The following is a 17,912-nucleotide window of genomic DNA, read 5'->3' on the forward strand; positions in this document are numbered from 1 at the left end:
ATAAATTAGATGAACTTATGAATATAAACCAAGCATCGATCGAAAAGTTATTAAGAATCAATTGGCTTTCAAACGCAGGAAAAGATAGCTCTATTCCTGACACTATACGCGTTAAAAATATAAATGCTTTTCAAATTAATCTGGAAAGTGAAGAGTGGGAAAATGTTACTTTAGAAGCCCGAAATAATATCACAGGTTGGTTGGCGAAAAAACATGTGAATGCTTTTCTTGAGTGGAACAAGCTCGCAGATGCTGCTGCTATTATCATTGAAAGTAAAATTGTTCCACAAATCCCTCCTATAGGAGGGAATCAAAAGGCTTTGCTCAGTAATATAAAGTGGGATTTATTAAATTATCTATTAGAGGATGCTTATAGTCCCTTTTTAAATAAGTCACTTTTTTTTATGAATCTTATTTCTATTTATGAGCAAGGTCATATGCCCTGTGGCTGGGCCGGTCTGTGGCCCCAGGGCGAGCTAATAATTTACTAGCCCTACTGGCGGAATGCGCCGCGAACTGGTTTTCGAGCGCCGCTACCGCTGGGACCGCACCGATCAGAGAGTCCAGCAGATACACACCGACGCGACGCCCGCCATGCCGGGCGAGAAGTACAGCCAGTACGTATGGTCTACGACGCGGCGTGGCAGGTGACAAAGGCTGTCGAACCGCAGAAAAAAGAGCGCTTCTTCTGGGACCCGGCAGGCAACCGCACCGAAGAACACCGTAACCCGGTGTGGCACAACCTGCTGCTGCGCCTGGGCGGGCTGAAGCTCGATTACGACGGGTTCGGGCGGCTCACGCGCCGTCAGGATAAAATAGCGTGGTGCAGCATTTTGCGTATGACGATGAGCAGCAGATGAAGGAAATCACCTTCACCGGTCATGCCGAATTCAGAAAGGTGGAATACCGCTACGACCCGGTCGCCGGGCGTTACACCCAGATGGACCCGATTGGGTTAGCGGGCGGGATTAATACCTACAGCTATGTGGGTGATCCGCTGGTGTGGGTGGATCCGTTGGGGTTGGTTGCATGTTATAAGCCACCGCATGAGAATGTTTTTTACAGGACCATGTCAAAAGAAGATTTTGCTGTTTTACAAAAAACAGGACGGATGCCAGGTACAACCGAAACAACAATATCTCCCACCCGTGAGTTTTCAGAAGATTATGACGGGATATTGGTACAATTCAATCTAAAACCAGGTACGCGAGCACAGTTAGAAGGTATTGGCATTAGAGATAAGTCTGATCTGGCTGCTGTAACCCATCCTGATATACCAAGCCCAGCAAAATCAAAAGGTTGGGGATTGAAAATGCTCGATTTAAAGGCGATGATGACCAGATAAATATTGGTCCTGGAAGGGAAGGGGGCGCTGCTTTAAAAATCTTTAACGATGGTATCGATTCTTTTAATATGTTGAGGAAATAATGAATTCAGAGCAAAAGAACTTAGTGCTTTCCGTGGTTAATAATAAGCCACTTAGAGCTGGAAAAATAACAGATGAAGAATTTCTAAAGCTTTTTCCATGTACTCAGGGAAATGTTGAGGGTTTTATAGATGACATTTTAAAAAATGCGCATTCTTCTAAAGACCTGAAAGAAGTTGAATACGCTTTATATATTGGCTTTCATTTTGGATTTACAAGCAAGCATAAAGATATCTTGATACATCTTTTGGGTGATGATTTTCATTGTAAACATGATGATGTTGTGCGGGCTTTAGTTAAAATAAAGGCTAAAAGCGATGATGCAGTAAATGCCCTGTATAACTGTGCTTTGTCTGAATATGATTACTTGGCTGATGACAGAGAGGATGATAATTACATGTTGGCATTAAACTGTATATACGCTTTAGCGAAAATAGGTTCAAAATACGCTGCTGAGAAATTAAAAGCATTGTCAAGAAATTCCATCCCTAAAATAAAGAACAAAGCAGTGCAGGTTGGAAAATCTTACGGTGTTTTAGATTAAAAAATAAATTTTTATTTAAGCCAGTTTTCGGCTTGAATTTTATAAGGCCGTTCTTGAGGGAGAAGCGAAATTGCTAAGTGTATGTCCCCAGCATCTATACACCCTTTTATGTTCTCGACAAGGCTGGTTACATCTGAAATGTTGGTGATCCATTTTTTGCAATAATCTTCAACGGCTTGATTACGTAATCCTATTTGTATGGTGCGATAGTTTAGTTTATTTAGATATAAGTCCCTTTCTGGATCCCATTGTATTATTACATCTGATTTTTTTATACCGGTGCGCCAGCTGTCTAAGCTATTATGAATAGACTCGCCATGACTGCTAAGTACTCCGCTTTTTAGTATTTCACGGAATCCTGTGTGGCTTATATCTATTGCCAGAATTCTTTTTTGTCTTGAGTCTTTTTTTGCCCATCCTGAACGGTACATCATCCATAAAAAAGAAGGCTTAATCCATGTCATTCTGCTCATACTGAACGGTGGAGATACGAAGGTTTTTTTCTCAAGAGCGCTTTCTGCTATTTCATCGGAAAACGCCTGATAAACTCGAATAAATTCATCCGTATAATATGCTCTAATTTCATTTGTTGGAGTTAAAGAGGTGGTTATTTTATTCATGGTTTTTCAATTATAGATTGTAGATGTCATTATTTATTATAAGCAATATCCAGGGATAATACCATGTCCCACATTGATACTTCGGGCTGTATTCTGGTAAAAATCAAGAGTAAACCAGACCCTTAAATATTTTGCTGACGGCAGCAGCTGGTAATACGGCTACGACGATGTCGGGGGATGTCCTTTCTGATAGGGAGCATACCGATTAAAACAAAAATCCACGCAGATGCGTGGATTTTATCGTTTTTGCGATGCGTATGAGATTTAGCGAAACCCCATAAGGCAACAAATCTTATTAGACGTTGAACCGTAATTTTATTGTTATATTATTGATATTTAACGTTTTTGTTCTTATTAACTAATATTGTACTCATATTCGTACTCACTTTGGCTGATGCTACCAGCTGAGGCCAGTTATAACAGCTACAGCCAATTCTTGTTCACCCGGATTGTGTGGTACGACTTTTCTTTATCAATGAATTGTTTTGATGGGATTGTCGAGTATTCAATAAGTGGAAGTGTAGTTGTAAGCACTTTCACAGGAATATATCTTATTTGACAGAGAGATTTTTGCTGGTAACGGGCATTTCGAACGCGATTGATACGTCAATCGATGGAGAGCCCGGCCAGAGTCCTTTCAATGACCAGCAGGCAAAGATTTCTGATAATTTTAGCCAAAGAAGGGTAATGTGATGTCAGATATTAATCCACAGGATGCTGCACATATTTTCCCCCAAGATCGGGAAGCGCTGTATGACTGGGTCTGGCGTGAGCCTGCGGAGCGTATAGCTGCCCTGTATGGCATTAGTACGGATTTACTGGCGAAACAATGCAGTGAAATGCGTATACCCAGGCCGCTTGCGGGTTACTGGAAAGCACTGGCGAAAGGGGTTGCACCTGCAATCCCCGAGCTACCAGCTCTGAAAAAGGATAAGGTGGTGAAGGCGCTTGAGAATAGCAACCCACCAGTGCAACCTTCCACCACTGCGTTACCAAAACCAGTACTTTCCGTAACCCGAAAGCAAGCTCCTGTTACAGGGAATGGCTATGGGTTAATAAATGATCTTAAAACGTATCTGCCGGCCTCCTCGGTTACAGAAGATGGCTATTACAAGCCTACGAAAAAGAAATTATTGGATCTCAACGTTTCTGATACGGGATTTGATAGTGCGATAGAGTTCCTGAGTAGATTCTTTGATGCCCTGGGAAATAAGGGATACCGGGTTACGTTGGATGCACTGGGAGAAAGGCTACATCGTGCGGATATTGATATTAAGTAAGATTCGAAAGAGGGTGGGTATCGCAGGGGCAATCTATGGCGGCCTTATACGCCAAGTATTATTTGTATTGAGGATATGTACTTTGCGTTTAGTCTTGCTGAAATGACGGAGTATGTTCCAGCGAAAAAAGTCAAGAATCGCTATGTACGTGACGAACAGATGGGGAGATGGATACGGGGAAGAAATAGTGAACCTTTTCTTCACGTATCGAAACATACCTTGCCTACTGGGCGATTTCTGTTGCAGCTTTACTCACCTTATACTTCCGCAAAATGGTTACTTCAGTTCCGGCAGACAAAACAATGTGGATTAATTAGTCAGATCCCTAAGATGATTTCGGCAATGCAACAGGCTGTTCCGTTAATTTCAAAGCAACTAGAACAGGCCAGAATTGAAGCTGAGGAGTGGCGCATTCAGCGTGAGCGGGAACAAGCCATATACTTGGAAAAGAAGCGGATAGAGCAGGCGGAGGAAGCGCGTAATGCCAGTCGTACTGAGCTGAAATCCATTATTGCCCAGTGGGCAGAAGACAAACGGCTGGAGCAGTTTTTTTACGAAGCAGAGATGGATGCAGCAATGCTTGATAACCAGCAGAAGATACAGGTCATGGAACGCCTGCAACTTGCCCGTCAGTTCCTGTCTGACGATACGGCAATTGAGCGGTTGTTGAAGTGGAAAACACCAGGAGAGTGGTTAAACAAAGGATGAGTCTATTTCCTCGTCACGGTGTTAAATTAATGTGGATTGAACCTGATAACCCAAAGCCGACATTTGGCCCGGATCGGCCAACTTAGCTCTGAGATACTTCGAATATTCTACAGAACTTTTTCTTACTAGAAATCAACTTGGGTCAAATCCGAGTTCGTGGGCAAGTTTATTTGAGTCAGTTATGAAGGCAAATACTGGCCAAGCCTTAGGATTTTCATTAACAGCAAGATTGTATTCAGCTTCACTTGCAGGAATGCGATTGTCGATCAGAAAATAACCGATTAGCGGTTTGCGAAGCGCGAACCGTTTGGTGATTCCATCCTGATCCAACTCATAATCGATCACGATTAATGCCTGCTGATCTTGGCTGAGGTGTGGATTAGGCCTCAGCTCAAGTTCGATCATCTGCTCCCACTCAGTATCAGGATTAGGTGGGACACCTCTACAACGTTCAAAGGCAGGTGCATTATCGCCCCAGTTCTGCGTGTTTTTCGAGGGTTTAACTACTTTTGGGGTGTTTTTGAAACGACCAATGAGAAAATCGCGATACGCCATATTATCCCAACAAAAAGCGCGTACGTGGTAACGGTTATTAACGAACGCGATAGCCGTGGGTGTTAGCCGTCGGCTACGTCCTTTAGGTGAATTCATTGTTGCTACTACAGCTTCAATAGACTGCTGGTGCTCAATGGCCGAGAGTAATCGGGCCAGAACACGCAAATTATGATGGCGTAACAGCATGGGCATTTCAGTGGTGTGTGCAGCTATGGGCGGCGCGAACTCTTCAATGGCCTGCCACTGCAAATCTGCCTTGGATAATAACACCGGCTCAAACCCGTCAGTAGGTTGATAGTACGGAATACCCAACTGATATGGCTTTAGCGCCTTAGGCGAGAGTTGCTGGTAAAGCTTTATATCTTTCTGAGCCTGAGGGCGTGAGATACCAAAGGTTTCCATCAGCATGGTCGTTGTTAGCCGACGCTCCCAGAGCAACTGACGCTCAATGTAACACAAACGCAGCCACTGAGGGTGCGAGTATGCCCCAGTCTCTAGCCGCTTACTGGCTAAATCCGTTACGGAGACTGTTTGCGTGTCTGATGCGATCGCGGGTTTCATGTACTGTGAGTACTGCATATAGTGGCCCTTCTAATATCTTAAATGTGCAGACATCCGAAAGTATAAGTTGGCACTGTATAAATATCTACTACCATTACTTAATAATGGGGTGTATAAAATATACATATAGCTATGTTGTACTTTCAGGTGAACTCAAAAAGTAACGAAAGAGCGTAGGACGATTCCGTGAGCTTTAACACACTCAATACCAATCTGTTTAAACCGATCTCGGGCGAGAATGGACGATCGATGCTTGCGTTATTAGTCGATCTCGATACTTTCTTGGATCCGACACAACTGGTAGATGAACCTACGCCGCAACAGGTACGGGTCTTTCTACGAGACTATATCGCCAATAAGAATTTGAGCCTTGAGATAGCGTCGGTTGAGTCAACGATAGGAAATCCCGCTCTGGAACATTATGTCTATAACCGGTTGCGAGATACGGGGTGGATTCGAGAAGAGCAGGAGAGCGGGTATCGATACGTCGTCTGGATGGCGCAAGATGCTCGTAGGCTGTTGAACTTCCTTGGCAATATGAGTGCTGAGCATCCCTCGTTAGGTGTGGTGTGTCTGGCGGTACGCTCGAACCTTTCTGAAGTGGTTAAAGACCCAACCAACGGATCGTTAGTGCGCAAAGCGGCTGATGACATGGAGGATTTCTTAAATCGACTCAGAGCTCTCGTGGGCAATATCCGCGAAATCCACCATGCAATTAGCGGTGGTTCCGTCCAAGGTAGTGGCCATTTCACTTTTTACTTTGAAGAATACTTGGCCGAACTCTTTCTACCCAATATTGAGAAACTCTCCCTGAAAGGAAACCCCAACCTTCATGCCAGTAAAATTCGTAAGCTAGTTAGCGATATCCGTTTCAGCTCAGAGCGCCTGGAAGCATGCGCTAGAGCCTATAAGCGTGATGATATTTCTAATCCTTCGGTTCAGCTTGTGGAAGCAGATCTAGATCGATTGAGCAAAGCGTTTGACGGAATTGCTCCACTGTTCAAGAAAACGCAGGACTATGCTCGTCGTATAACCCGGCAGATGTATGAGAAGATCAAGTATACCGTGCATACCCCAAGTAATATGGGGCAACAGATTCAGGCGCTGCTTGAGCGCATCGGGAGTGAAGCCTTGTTAGGCTCATTACCTAGCCCGTTGATAGGTGAAGAGCTCCTTGCTGATTGCCGGTTGGCCACACCCAAGGCAAAGTCAATACTGCCTGTTCCGACGGTGCGCAGACAGCCAAAACCGTTGTGGGAAAAACGGGCATACAACCAGCTCAAGCAAGAACATATCAGTTTCCAGAAATGCGACCCTACACGTGTTGCCAACTTCATTGAATCGAATCTTGGAGAGCGAGTACAGATGACCACGGATGATCTTAGGATCGATACCGCTGATGACATGATGGCAGCGCTTCATTTGCGCCTTTTGGCACAAGGCATATCGAAAACTCATCCACTTTTTTCTCTGCAGTCCATGTACTGCGTTGAGTTCGATGAAGGGGAGTGGACGGACCTTAAACAGATGGCCGGTCGTCGCATCATAATTCGTCGGATCGTCACTATGGAGAAACGCACACATGACCAGTGAAATTGTGCTCAGAGAGTTGAAAGATATCGAGGCCAAGACATCTGCTGACTATGCCGATAGCTTACGTAACACGGCAGCATACCTACTGCAGAAGCAATGGGTATGGAAGGGAAAACGCGGCCAAAAAGAGCACTTCAAGTTGTGTGAGGATAATCTGGCTTATTTTAACAAGCTTTTTGATGGGTTGGATATGGGGTGGTACTACGATCGTAACTTCGGTTATGCGGGGATTTTACCGCGTGGTTCTGGTAAGCAACTGGATATCACCTCTACGCTGTTCCTGCTCATTCTACGGAAAATGTATGACGCTGAAGCGTCGATGGGACGTACGGAGCTTGGGTGTGTAACACCGCCAACGGTCGAGCTTCTTAATCAGTACGAACATGTCAGGGGGGAGATGCCCCCTATAACAGAAACCAATAATGCCCTGGAGAACCTAAGGAAGAAGGGAATTATTGAACTCGGAATTAAAGACCCCGATACCAAACTCCACGAGTTGACCGTTCTCCCTAATATTACCCGTGTGGTCGATCAAACCTATGTGGGCATGCTTAACCGCTTTATGGATAGTTACACACCTGAATCTGCGTCTGGCGAAGCGGTTTTCGAAGGAACTGATGATCTTGAGACACTGGAGGTCTACGATGACAGTGCAGAATAACCCCATACAAGCACATATTCTTCATAATGTGGTGTTGGCGCAGTGGTATCTGTTTGAACTGGAGACGATCCATCTCAATGCTCCAGCCACGCTAGTATCAGGCGAAAACGGAGCGGGAAAAACAACGATTTTTGATGCGATCCAGTTTGTTCTGATGGGGGGAGATCAACGTAAAACCCGCTACAACTCTGCCTCTGAAACCAAAACCTCTGGGCGTTCTGCGCGTAGTTATGCGCTGGGCGAGTTCAAAGAAAACGATGCAAAGAGTTGCCAACGTGAGAATGCCAATACTTACATTTTCTTAAACTGGTACGATAATCATCAATGTCCTTACGCTTTTGGACTGTCTGTTTATGCCAACAGTCAGTCACCAAACATTGAGACCCGCGGGCATATCATTAAAGGCCGCCACATTACTGAAGGTGATTTACTGTCCGGGGATGACGCCTTTCTACCATGGCGTGACTTTGTTGACCGCATGAAACAGGATGCCAAAGAGCGTCATGGTGCGATGAGCTATGAGTTGCTTGACAGTGCGCGGACGATACGTGAAAAAATGGCTGAGGCGATGTCGGTTAATCAGACGCGCAGCGCCAAAATTGAACCTGATTTATTGGTTAAGACATTATCAAATGCGTTACAACTGAAAATGGACAGCCCGATTGATCCATTTATCAGGGACTTCATTCTTCCTCCCGACCTCATTGAAACCTATCAATTGCGCGAAGATCTTCTTGAGCACCAGCGTATTGAGGCGGAAATCGCACGTGCCGAGAGCCACAAAAATGCGCGCGAGTTACTGATTGCCGAAGCGAAGAAGCTTACCCGGCATTACGCCAATGCCCACCATGCTCTTTGGGTTTCGCAAGAGGCCGATACTGTTCGGCTCAATGAAGAACTTGGCCGCACAGAAGATGCTCAAATAGCTGCGCAAGAGCGCCAGACAGCAGCTAAACGCACCATTGACAGAGAAGAGCCACGACTGCCGGAGCTGAAACAATGTCGTGATGATGCCCTGATCGCTTGGCAAAATTCTGATGCTGCAAGTCTGAGTAGAGCCGTTGATGCTGCAAAAAGCGCCGTTTCTAAATCCACAAACAGTCTTACCAACCGAATATTTTCACTGCAAAATGCTGTGCGTGAAGTTATCCGTCAACGATTTCCTGACACGCTGGGTATCCAGAGTGTCGAGCTATTAGCCCGGCACTGGGCGACATCCGTGGACATTCTCAATCGGGCAGGCATTGAGAGCCTCTCAGCATCGGAACATGAGAATACGCTTAAGGTAACCGATAAACTTAAAAGCGCAAAAAAATTACTGGACGAGATAGCTGAACGTATAGAAGTGGCTGATAAAAATGTGAGCCACGACTTAACACAAACCATGCATGAATGTAAGGCCTTGCAGGTGCGTATTGAACGGCTGAGAAAGGGACTTTCGGACATCAATCCGGCGACGGCTAAGGTCATCGAATTACTCAAACAAGAGAGAATAGAATCCATGCCCGTCTGTGACCTCTGTGAGATCGCTGATAGAGACTGGCAAGAAGCAGTGGAGTCGTACTTGGGTCCGAATCGCGAAGCACTGGTGGTGAGTGTACGTGATTTTGACCATGCATTGGAAGTGTACGAAGTTGCACAGAAGCGAGAGCCGCAACTCAAACGAGTACGCATGATTAACCCTGATCATGCTTTAGCCGCCAACAAAGCGCCCACTGAAAGAATGGTTTCAAAGCTGATCGAAACCAGCGATCCGATCGCTCGTGGTTTTATGAACATCATTCTGGATAGAACTAAGATGGCGGCAACGCGCGATGAACTACGAAGAGAGCGCAAAGCGCTAATGGCATCAGGCCTTGCGACCGGTAGTGGAACGGTGGGCGGTACCGCTCATATTCGCGGGTTATTGATGGGGAAACAGGCTAAAGCTGAGCAGCTTAAGCTCCTGGAGCATGAACGGGATGTGCTCGCACAACGGCTCTCTGGCGTTGAGAGATCAGCACAAACGCTGAGCAGGCTTAACCGCAACTGGGCTGGGCTATCTACATCTATTGTGGAGGGCTCATCGTCCGTACGGGAAAATAGTATCCGCCTGATGCAAGATAAAAAAGCATTGTCTGCCGCTCAGGAACAGTTGAAACCGCTGACATCGAAAGATGAACAGCTCAAAGCCGCAAAGGCGCAGGCTGACGACAATTATGAAGCATGTAATACGGCGATCATCAATGCCACGGCCGAACAAAAGAACGCTATTGCAACGTTAAATAGCTTGAACACCGAGATTGAAAGCCTCTCAAAAAATAGGGACGAGGCAGAACGAATCCGCAGTGAAACAGAAAAATCTCCTATACACAATACCGCCAAAGCAGATGAACGCTGGCAAACTTATGAGCAGAAGTTTGGGGGCGAAGAAGGATGCTATTCCCTGATTCGAAACAAAGCCCTGAATGAGGCTCAGGTTGAACGGGAGAAGGCGCTCAATACACGTGGAGATCTGTATTACAAGGTCGTTAGATTCACGACAGACTTTGCAGAGGATATAGCGAATCGTCAGGCGCTTCTTGAAGCCGCAAAAACTGATAACGTGAATACAGAGGCGTACCACTTTATTGAGGCAGATTGTACGGAATGGGTTGAGCGTATCCTGGCAGCACAGCTTTTAGTGCATCGTCAGGCGGCCCGGGAAGCTGCTGAACAGATGGAAAAAAACTTTCGAGGCATCATAGTAGGGGAGCTTCAAAGCCGCTTTGAGCAGATGAGATATACCTTCAATCAACTCAATAACTTGCTCAAGAAAGTCCCGTTTCACGACCACATCTACAGCTTCCACTTCAAGGTTCGCGAGATAGAGAGCTTGCGCACCGTCTACGAGTACATTACGACTGCAGATAGAGAAGAGACCGAGTTAGTTGGGACAATGTTCGAAACAGCATCAGAACATCCTGCTATAGACCTGTTGAAAGAGGCATTGCTCAGTGGTGACGATCTAATTAATGAGATCAGTGATTATCGCAGTTTCTTCACCTATGACATGAAGATGCGTAACCCTGACACCGGGACTGAGCGCAGCGTGGCAGATATGCAAAGCACAGGTTCAGGCGGAGAGCAACAAACACCAGCGTATATTGCGCTGGCTGCGAGTTTTATGAACGTTTACAAGATTAGTGGTCATTCAGATCGAGGGGCGTCTTTGGTACTCCTTGATGAAGCGTTCAATAACATGGATGGTGGCAATGCGAGCGCAGCAGTGGCCTTTCTTAAAGAAATCGGGTTGCAATTACTGATTGCTGCCCCGCCAGAAGTGACCCTGAAAATTGGTAAAGAGATGGAGCAAATTTATACCATTTGCCGTGAGGACAGAGATGTGGTGATTGACCACACGCAGATTTTCGAGGCAGGGCAGGAGCTTATAGACCAACGTAATCCAGTTTACCATCCAGAGCTTGTGGCTGAACGCGCTGCTGAATTGAAAGCTAAAGCCAAGATGGTTGAATGATATGAACTCTTATGTTGAGAAGTTCATCAATCAATTGATCAAGAAGATAGATAAACCAGAAGGTGTGGAACTTGAGTGCAGGATACGTATCACAGATCACGCCTATCGTTGGTACTTCGCCCTCAATAATAGTACCAAAACGGCGCTGCATAAGACGTTGGAATCCATTGCATACTTGAATATCCACTATCAGCGTAAAGTCGCGCTGGGAGCGTTTAAACATATTGAGTATATCGAGATCGTTGATGGCTACAGATTAATGGATAGTCAGGGAGTTATACCACAGGCTGATGAAATCAAAGTTTCATTTCGGCATTTAGAGACAACGGTGTTCAATGTACCTTGGTGGGATAATACGAAGCTGGAGATTGCCAAGGAATGGTCGAGCAACAAGACGTTTTGTGGTGTGAATCGCAACCAGGCAGACCGACTTTTTGATGCAATGAAAGTTATTGAGTGGATCGTTCAACTACCTGTCTCTGAGAATGTTCCCGATATTCGGACCCTCAGTGCCATGTTGTATGGCAACTCCAAGAAGTTAGAATGTAAGAGCTTTTCCGGTCTTATTCGAAAGTTGATGTTGCCGCATATTGACGATGATGTTGTGGATTTGCTTGACGATGGGGTTAAGCTGCTGGAGTATTTTGGGATTAGTAAATACCCAATACCAATGCGTTTCAAAGCCAATGGGTTGTTGCATTGCAGGGGGATTATCGATTTATCTGCACTCCACTACGGAATCGGTGTTTCCCCGGATGAAGTCAAAGGCATTGTGTGGGGACAACGGCCACCCTATGTGCTTTTCATTGAAAATCGTGCTAGTTTCGAGCGGTATGTGCGCGAAATTGATGATTTGGGTGTAATTATTTACACCGCCGGCTTCCCGCCGCGCTCTTGGGTACATGTAATAGAGATCATTATCGCTGAACTGCGTATGGAGATACCGATTTACCATTGGGGGGATCGAGATGCCGGTGGCTATCGTATTCTTGCATTTTTGGCGAAGCGACTTGATATTGATATTCAGCCATATCTGATGGGGGTGGGGGCTGAAGCATTGACTCAGGCTGATGATGAGCTCGTTGATAAACCTGTAGTCGAATTAATGCAGGCGCTGGAGTCAGCAAAGCACTATCCAGCTATTTTAGCGCTTTATAGAGATCTAGCGAAACTCCAAATTAAGAATCTACCTTGGATCGAGCAGGAGCAGATAGCCCCTGTTAGCCCTCGGAAATATTGAAAGTTCTCCCTATTCGTTGATATTTCATGTCCTTATGTTGGGATCTCAAAATTGCGTGGAACTAAAAGGGGGGTGCTTACAATAGCACTTCAAAAGGATATGCCTACCTCCAATACTCATTTGCAAATGATGATGTGTGTCAGGCGGAGATTGAGGGAGTGAAAAAGAGCTCCTTGTAACTAATTGTGCGAAAAGCCTCATGAACTGGCGCTTTTGCTGATGCTATAATTAAAAGTATTGTGTTTATGGAGGGGTTATGAATTCACGCGATGAACCTGGTTCGTTTGGTTTGCCTGAAGGAGAGAAGGGCGAAATAATTTCCATGATAAATTTTGGTGAGTTTATGGAGGTTTACACAGAAGAATCTACATATAAACTCATGACTCCAGATAGTATTGATCCTGAGAGAGAACATCAAAATGTGCCTTGGATATACACTAAAGTTTCTGATTTTGGAGCATCTAACCCCTTGGTTGCTAATACAGTAATTCTAACTGATGAATTTTTACGGCAACTTTACTCCAATGAAGATAGTAACCGCATCCAAATCATTGGTAAGGCCAGAGACATTAAAAATGTTCTGTTGAATTATTTGCTGTCTTTGCAGTCTTTAATAGATAATTCAAATATTGAAATCAATAAATTTATTGATAATGAAAATGTCATGAACGGCAAGGCTCATGCTTACTTCCCTCAGCTAAAAGGTCTTGATGGATACGCAACGGATTTTTTAATTTCAGCTAAGCGATGCATTCAGGAAGTTTCTGGGATGGTGAATTTTTTCTTACCATTAAAGAGCAAGCATGGGCGAATTGATAGGTTGTTACAGGATGTAAAGGTAAATCACCAGGATGCGACAATGCTAATTAATGTTCTAAACGAGCACTTGCCGATGTGTGAGCATATATATAGCCTTAGAAATGCTCAGGAACACGCCGCCACAACTGATACTCCATTGATAGTTAATAACTTTAAATTTGAAAATGGAAACGAATTAAATCTTCCCAAATGGGGGTTAAAAGGACAGGGATTTAAGTGTGTTTATGAAGAAGCAAATGAAATACTTTGGTTTCTGATTACATTCTTCGAAGAAGTATTTTTGTCATGTGTGACGTTGGCTTTCCCTACATTCCCAAAATATGAAATAGTTTTTAATAAAAATCCAGTGAAAGAGAACCCGGTGCGCTACAGTCTCCATTTATCACTTCCAGATGAATTTATTAATAAAGAGTAGAAATACGCTTCTTAAGGAAACTTATAATGTAGTTGGGTATACTAATTTTTATAGCATGTATCTGTTGTTAACTAATGCAGCTTATGCCCATCACTTTGACCTGCTCCCCGTTGATTAATACACACCGATGTTAGTAATGTCTTCATAAGCCACATGAGGACATCCCCATGAAGAAGCGTTTTTCCGACGAACAGATCATCAGTATTCTCCGCGAGGCTGAAGCCGGGGTTTCTGCCCGTGAACTCTGCCGTAAGCACGCCATTTCCGACGCCACCTTTTACACCTGGCGCAAGAAGTATGGCGGTATGGAGGTGCCCGAGGTTAAGCGCCTGAAGTCGCTTGAGGAAGAGAACGCCAGACTCAAGAAGCTGCTTGCTGAAGCCATGCTGGATAAGGAGGCGCTTCAGGTGGCTCTGGGGCGAAAGTACTGACGACAGGCCAGAAGCGGGAAGCCGTTGAGTTTATGTGTGATGCGACCGGTCTGTCGCAACGTCGAGCCTGCAGGCTTACAGGTTTGTCTCTGTCGACCTGCCGCTACGAGGCTCAGCGTCCGGCGGCTGATGCGCATTTATCAGAGTGCATTATTGAGCTGGCACTGGAGCGCAGGCGTTTTGGCTACCGCCGCATCTGGCAATTACTGCGCCGTGAAGGCCTTCAGGTTAATCACAACCGCGTGTACCGTCTTTATCATCTCAGCGGGCTGGGCGTAAAACGCAGACGACGTCGTAAAGGACTGGCAACGGAACGTCTGCCGCTGCTCCGCCCGGAAGCGCCCAACCTGACCTGGTCGATGGATTTCGTCATGGACGCACTGGCTATCGGTCGCAGGATAAAGTGCCTGACCTGTGTGGACGACTTCACGAAGGAGTGCCTGACAATTACCACAGCATTCGGGATTTCAGGCGTTCAGGTCACGCGTATACTGGACAGCATTGCACTGTTTCGAGGCTATCCGGCGACAATAAGAACTGACCAGGGGCCGGAGTTCACCTGCCGCGTACTGGATCAATGGGCCTTTGAGCATGGTGTTGAGTTGCGCTTAATCCAGCCGGGCAAGCCAACGCAGAACGGATTTATTGAGAGCTTTAACGGACGATTTCGCGATGAATGTCTGAATGAGCACTGGTTCAGCGATATCGCTCACGCCAGGAAAATCATTAATGACTGGCGGCAGGATTATAACGAGTGTCGTCCACATTCGGCACTGAATTATCAGACGCCATCAGAGTTTGCAGCACGGTGGCGAAATGAAAAATATGAAGATAAACAAACCGACATTACTAACTGACGGTTGTATCTAATACTGGGGGCAGGTCATAACTTATACTTGGTGAATCTTTAATCAGTGGTTTAAATCCTCTGCTGGGAAGATGTGGTGCAAAACACCAAATGTTCGTTCTTGGTACAAAGTGGACCTTGAGGAATGAGTTCTATCCGCGTGGTTCACTAACTAAGTGCAGTAAATTTTACTCGGATCCCGCTACCCATTTGTCCAACATATCCGCCCATTCCTGCATCATCACTGTACGCTCATCAAGATAAGTTGCATGGTTGTATGTGCGACGAACATTGTTGGTATCAGCGTGCGCAAGCTGAGCTTCGATAGCATCAGGTCGATAGCCCATCTCGTTTAAGCGGGTACTTCCTGTGGTTCTGGTTGCATGTGGGCTATAAGTACCGCTCCAGCCGAGGCTTTTAAGTAGTTGACGCAGTGAGTGTGATGTCATCGGGCCACGCGGGTTATCACGGCCCGGAAAGAGATGGTGCCGATGCCCGGTTAATCCTTGTAGTGTTCTGAGCATGTTGACAGCCTGGGAGGGAAGGGGAATAACGTGTTCTCTGCGAGCTTTCATTCGCGTTGACGGAATCTTCCACAGTGCGTTATCGAGATCGAATTCTGTCCATTCTGCCTCAGTTACTTCGGCTGGTCGCGGCAGCGTCCACCACATAAGCCACATGCAATAGTTAACCTGGTATGAGCCGCGACTGTTGTCAAAACAGCTTAATAGTTTCCCGATTTGCTGCGGATTCAATGCCTGTTTGTGCTGCGTTTTGTTTGCCGGAAGAGCTTTGCGCACGGGCCAGACAGGATCACTATCAGCTCTAAGTGTCGCGACTGCCAACTCGAAAACTGATGAAATTGTTCGACGGGCTTCAGCGGCAACTGTCGGTGCTCCTCGTTTAGCAGTTTCTTGAAGAATTTTGAGAATGTGGTGTGGGGTGATCTCTCTGACCGGGAGCTTACCGATTGCGGGAAAAACCACACGTTCAAGCATATCCAGTCGCCGCGTTTTGGTAATTTCGGCCCAGTCTCTCATCTGCAACCACTCTTTGGCGATCAGCTCAAAGGTGTTGGATGCGTCGTTGACCTTGCGAATCTTATCTAACTGACGAGCCTGTGTTAGGCTAACTCCATCCGCGACCTGCTTTCGCGCTTGCTCGCATTTCTCGCGGGCTTCGGCAAGTTTGACCGTCGGGTACTCACCTAGTGCAAACATGCTGGATTTACCGTTGAGTTTAAACCGATAACGCCAGGCCTTTTTGCCATTGGGTTTAACTTCCAGGTAGAGACCGTTGAAATCATTAAGTCGATAAAGTTTTTCTTTCGGCTTGGCAGTGCGGCATTGTGTATCGGTGAGCATAACGGGGCCTTGTTTATTTATTATACCGTTATTGTACTCACTTAAAATGAAGATGGAAGAATGTTGTACTCACCCATGTACTCATTTTTGACAGCGTTGTTACGAGATGTGTTGAGACATTGTGAAGTGAAAAATCCACGCAAGTGCGTGGATTTAAAGTGTATTTTCTGTTCTCTGAGACGATAGGAGACCGCCAGAGATAGCAGATTATATTTAGACGTTAAACAGGAAGTTCATCACATCGCCATCTTTAACGATGTACTCTTTGCCTTCTGAACGCATCTTGCCGGCTTCTTTCGCGCCTTGCTCGCCTTTATAAGCGATGAAATCTTCATAGGCGATGGTCTGGGCGCGGATAAAGCCTTTCTCAAAGTCGGTGTGGATTTTACCGGCTGCCTGCGGAGCGGTTGCGCCGACAGGAATGGTCCATGCGCGCACCTCTTTCACGCCAGCGGTGAAGTAGGTTTGCAGGTTCAGCAGCTCATAACCGGCGCGGATCACGCGGTTCAGGCCAGGCTCTTCCAGACCCAGTTCAGCCATAAACTCGTCGCGGTCGGCATCGTCCAGCTCTGCGATATCAGACTCAACGGCGGCGCAAACGGCAACCACCACGGAACCCTCTTTCGCGGCGATTTCGCGCACGGTGTCAAGATACGGGTTGTTCTCGAAGCCATCTTCATTGACGTTGGCAATGTACATGGTCGGTTTCAGGGTCAGGAAGCTCAGGTAGCGAATAGCCGCTTTCTCTTCAGCAGAGAGATCCAGCGAGCGCAGCATACCGGCATTTTCCAACTGCGGCAGGCATTTTTCCAGCGCGGAGAGCTCAGCTTTCGCATCTTTGTCGCCGCCTTTGGCTTTCTTCTGCACGCGGTGAATTGCGCGTTCGCAGGTATCAAGGTCAGCCAGCGCCAGCTCGGTATTGATAACGTCAATATCGTCAGCCGGATCGACCTTGTTGTTGACGTGAATGATGTTGTCATTCTCGAAGCAGCGCACTACGTGGCCGATGGCTTCGGTTTCACGGATGTTGGTCAGGAACTGGTTGCCCAGGCCTTCACCTTTGGACGCGCCTTTTACCAGACCGGCGATATCAACGAACTCCATGGTGGTCGGCAGAACGCGCTGCGGTTTAACAATTTCCGCCAGCTTATCGAGACGCGGATCGGGCATCGGTACGACACCGGTGTTCGGCTCAATGGTACAGAAGGGGAAGTTCGCCGCTTCGATACCCGCTTTGGTGAGCGCGTTGAACAGGGTGGATTTACCTACGTTAGGCAGACCAACGATACCGCATTTGAATCCCATGATGTAATTACCTTAATCTCTTGATAATCAACCCGTTATTGAAAACG

At 46.2% G+C, this 17,912-nt stretch carries 12 protein-coding genes and 2 pseudogenes; 10 read left to right on the forward strand and 4 right to left on the reverse strand.

Annotated features, from left to right (window positions below):
* Positions 1 to 17 precede the first annotated feature (17 nt).
* The 3 genes and pseudogenes from N7V53_RS10840 to N7V53_RS10850 all read left to right on the forward strand — a co-directional run bounded on the left by N7V53_RS10840 (position 18) and on the right by N7V53_RS10850 (position 1,970).
* Positions 18 to 491 carry a hypothetical protein gene (locus N7V53_RS10840; RefSeq protein WP_034812203.1) on the forward strand — a complete coding sequence of 158 codons (474 nt, stop codon included), beginning with the start codon at positions 18 to 20 and terminating at the stop codon, positions 489 to 491.
* 16 nt (positions 492 to 507) lie between these two features.
* A pseudogene (locus N7V53_RS10845) lies at positions 508 to 1,024 on the forward strand (RHS repeat-associated core domain-containing protein); the annotation flags it as partial.
* Between the two features lie 403 nt (positions 1,025 to 1,427).
* Positions 1,428 to 1,970 (forward strand): hypothetical protein, encoded by a 543-nt coding sequence (locus N7V53_RS10850; RefSeq protein WP_023478806.1) that lies wholly within the window; start codon positions 1,428 to 1,430, stop codon positions 1,968 to 1,970.
* A gap of 11 nt (positions 1,971 to 1,981) precedes the next feature.
* On the opposite strand, the gene N7V53_RS10855 is transcribed toward N7V53_RS10850, so the two are convergent.
* Positions 1,982 to 2,590 carry a DUF4291 domain-containing protein gene (locus N7V53_RS10855; protein ID WP_023478812.1) on the reverse strand — a complete coding sequence of 203 codons (609 nt, stop codon included), beginning with the start codon at positions 2,588 to 2,590 and terminating at the stop codon, positions 1,982 to 1,984.
* Positions 2,591 to 3,282: 692 nt separating this feature from the next.
* Between N7V53_RS10855 and N7V53_RS10860 the strand changes: the two are divergent.
* Positions 3,283 to 4,578: pseudogene (locus N7V53_RS10860) on the forward strand (hypothetical protein).
* A gap of 132 nt (positions 4,579 to 4,710) precedes the next feature.
* Here the strand turns inward: N7V53_RS10860 and N7V53_RS10865 are convergent.
* Positions 4,711 to 5,535 carry a WYL domain-containing protein gene (locus N7V53_RS10865; protein ID WP_279793389.1) on the reverse strand — a complete coding sequence of 275 codons (825 nt, stop codon included), beginning with the start codon at positions 5,533 to 5,535 and terminating at the stop codon, positions 4,711 to 4,713.
* Between the two features lie 345 nt (positions 5,536 to 5,880).
* Between N7V53_RS10865 and N7V53_RS10870 the strand changes: the two genes are divergently transcribed.
* From N7V53_RS10870 to N7V53_RS10895, 6 genes are all read left to right on the forward strand, one after another.
* Entirely contained in the window at positions 5,881 to 7,287 is a 1,407-nt protein-coding gene (locus tag N7V53_RS10870; protein ID WP_039294301.1) for a Wadjet anti-phage system protein JetA family protein, read from the forward strand.
* Positions 7,277 to 7,948, forward strand: a complete 672-nt coding sequence (locus tag N7V53_RS10875) for a DUF4194 domain-containing protein (protein WP_137848790.1) — start codon at positions 7,277 to 7,279, stop codon at positions 7,946 to 7,948. Before N7V53_RS10870 ends, N7V53_RS10875 begins: the two co-directional genes overlap by 11 nt.
* A complete protein-coding gene (locus N7V53_RS10880) occupies positions 7,932 to 11,444 on the forward strand; it encodes an SbcC/MukB-like Walker B domain-containing protein (RefSeq protein WP_279793390.1) in 3,513 nt (1,170 codons plus the stop codon). The genes N7V53_RS10875 and N7V53_RS10880 overlap by 17 nt, the downstream gene beginning before the upstream one ends.
* Before the next feature lies 1 nt (position 11,445).
* Positions 11,446 to 12,684, forward strand: a complete 1,239-nt coding sequence (locus N7V53_RS10885) for a Wadjet anti-phage system protein JetD domain-containing protein (protein WP_159868352.1) — start codon at positions 11,446 to 11,448, stop codon at positions 12,682 to 12,684.
* A gap of 256 nt (positions 12,685 to 12,940) precedes the next feature.
* Positions 12,941 to 13,918 (forward strand): hypothetical protein, encoded by a 978-nt coding sequence (locus N7V53_RS10890; RefSeq protein WP_279793391.1) that lies wholly within the window; start codon positions 12,941 to 12,943, stop codon positions 13,916 to 13,918.
* A gap of 167 nt (positions 13,919 to 14,085) precedes the next feature.
* A protein-coding gene (locus N7V53_RS10895) for an IS3 family transposase (protein ID WP_279793392.1) occupies positions 14,086 to 15,206 on the forward strand; the annotation gives its coding sequence in 2 pieces (ribosomal slippage) (positions 14,086 to 14,344 and positions 14,344 to 15,206; 1,122 coding nt in all).
* A gap of 178 nt (positions 15,207 to 15,384) precedes the next feature.
* On the opposite strand, the gene N7V53_RS10900 is transcribed toward N7V53_RS10895, so the two are convergent.
* The gene (locus N7V53_RS10900; protein WP_279793393.1) at positions 15,385 to 16,560 is read right to left on the reverse strand and encodes an integrase arm-type DNA-binding domain-containing protein; all 1,176 of its coding nucleotides are present in this window, start codon (positions 16,558 to 16,560) and stop codon (positions 15,385 to 15,387) included.
* A 213-nt stretch (positions 16,561 to 16,773) separates the two neighbouring features.
* Positions 16,774 to 17,865 (reverse strand): redox-regulated ATPase YchF, encoded by a 1,092-nt coding sequence (gene ychF, locus N7V53_RS10905; RefSeq protein WP_023478765.1) that lies wholly within the window; start codon positions 17,863 to 17,865, stop codon positions 16,774 to 16,776.
* Between the last annotated feature and the right edge of the window lie 47 nt (positions 17,866 to 17,912).

Source organism: Kosakonia sp. HypNH10 (assembly GCF_029850615.1).
GTDB classification, from domain to species: Bacteria; Pseudomonadota; Gammaproteobacteria; order Enterobacterales; family Enterobacteriaceae; genus Kosakonia; species Kosakonia cowanii.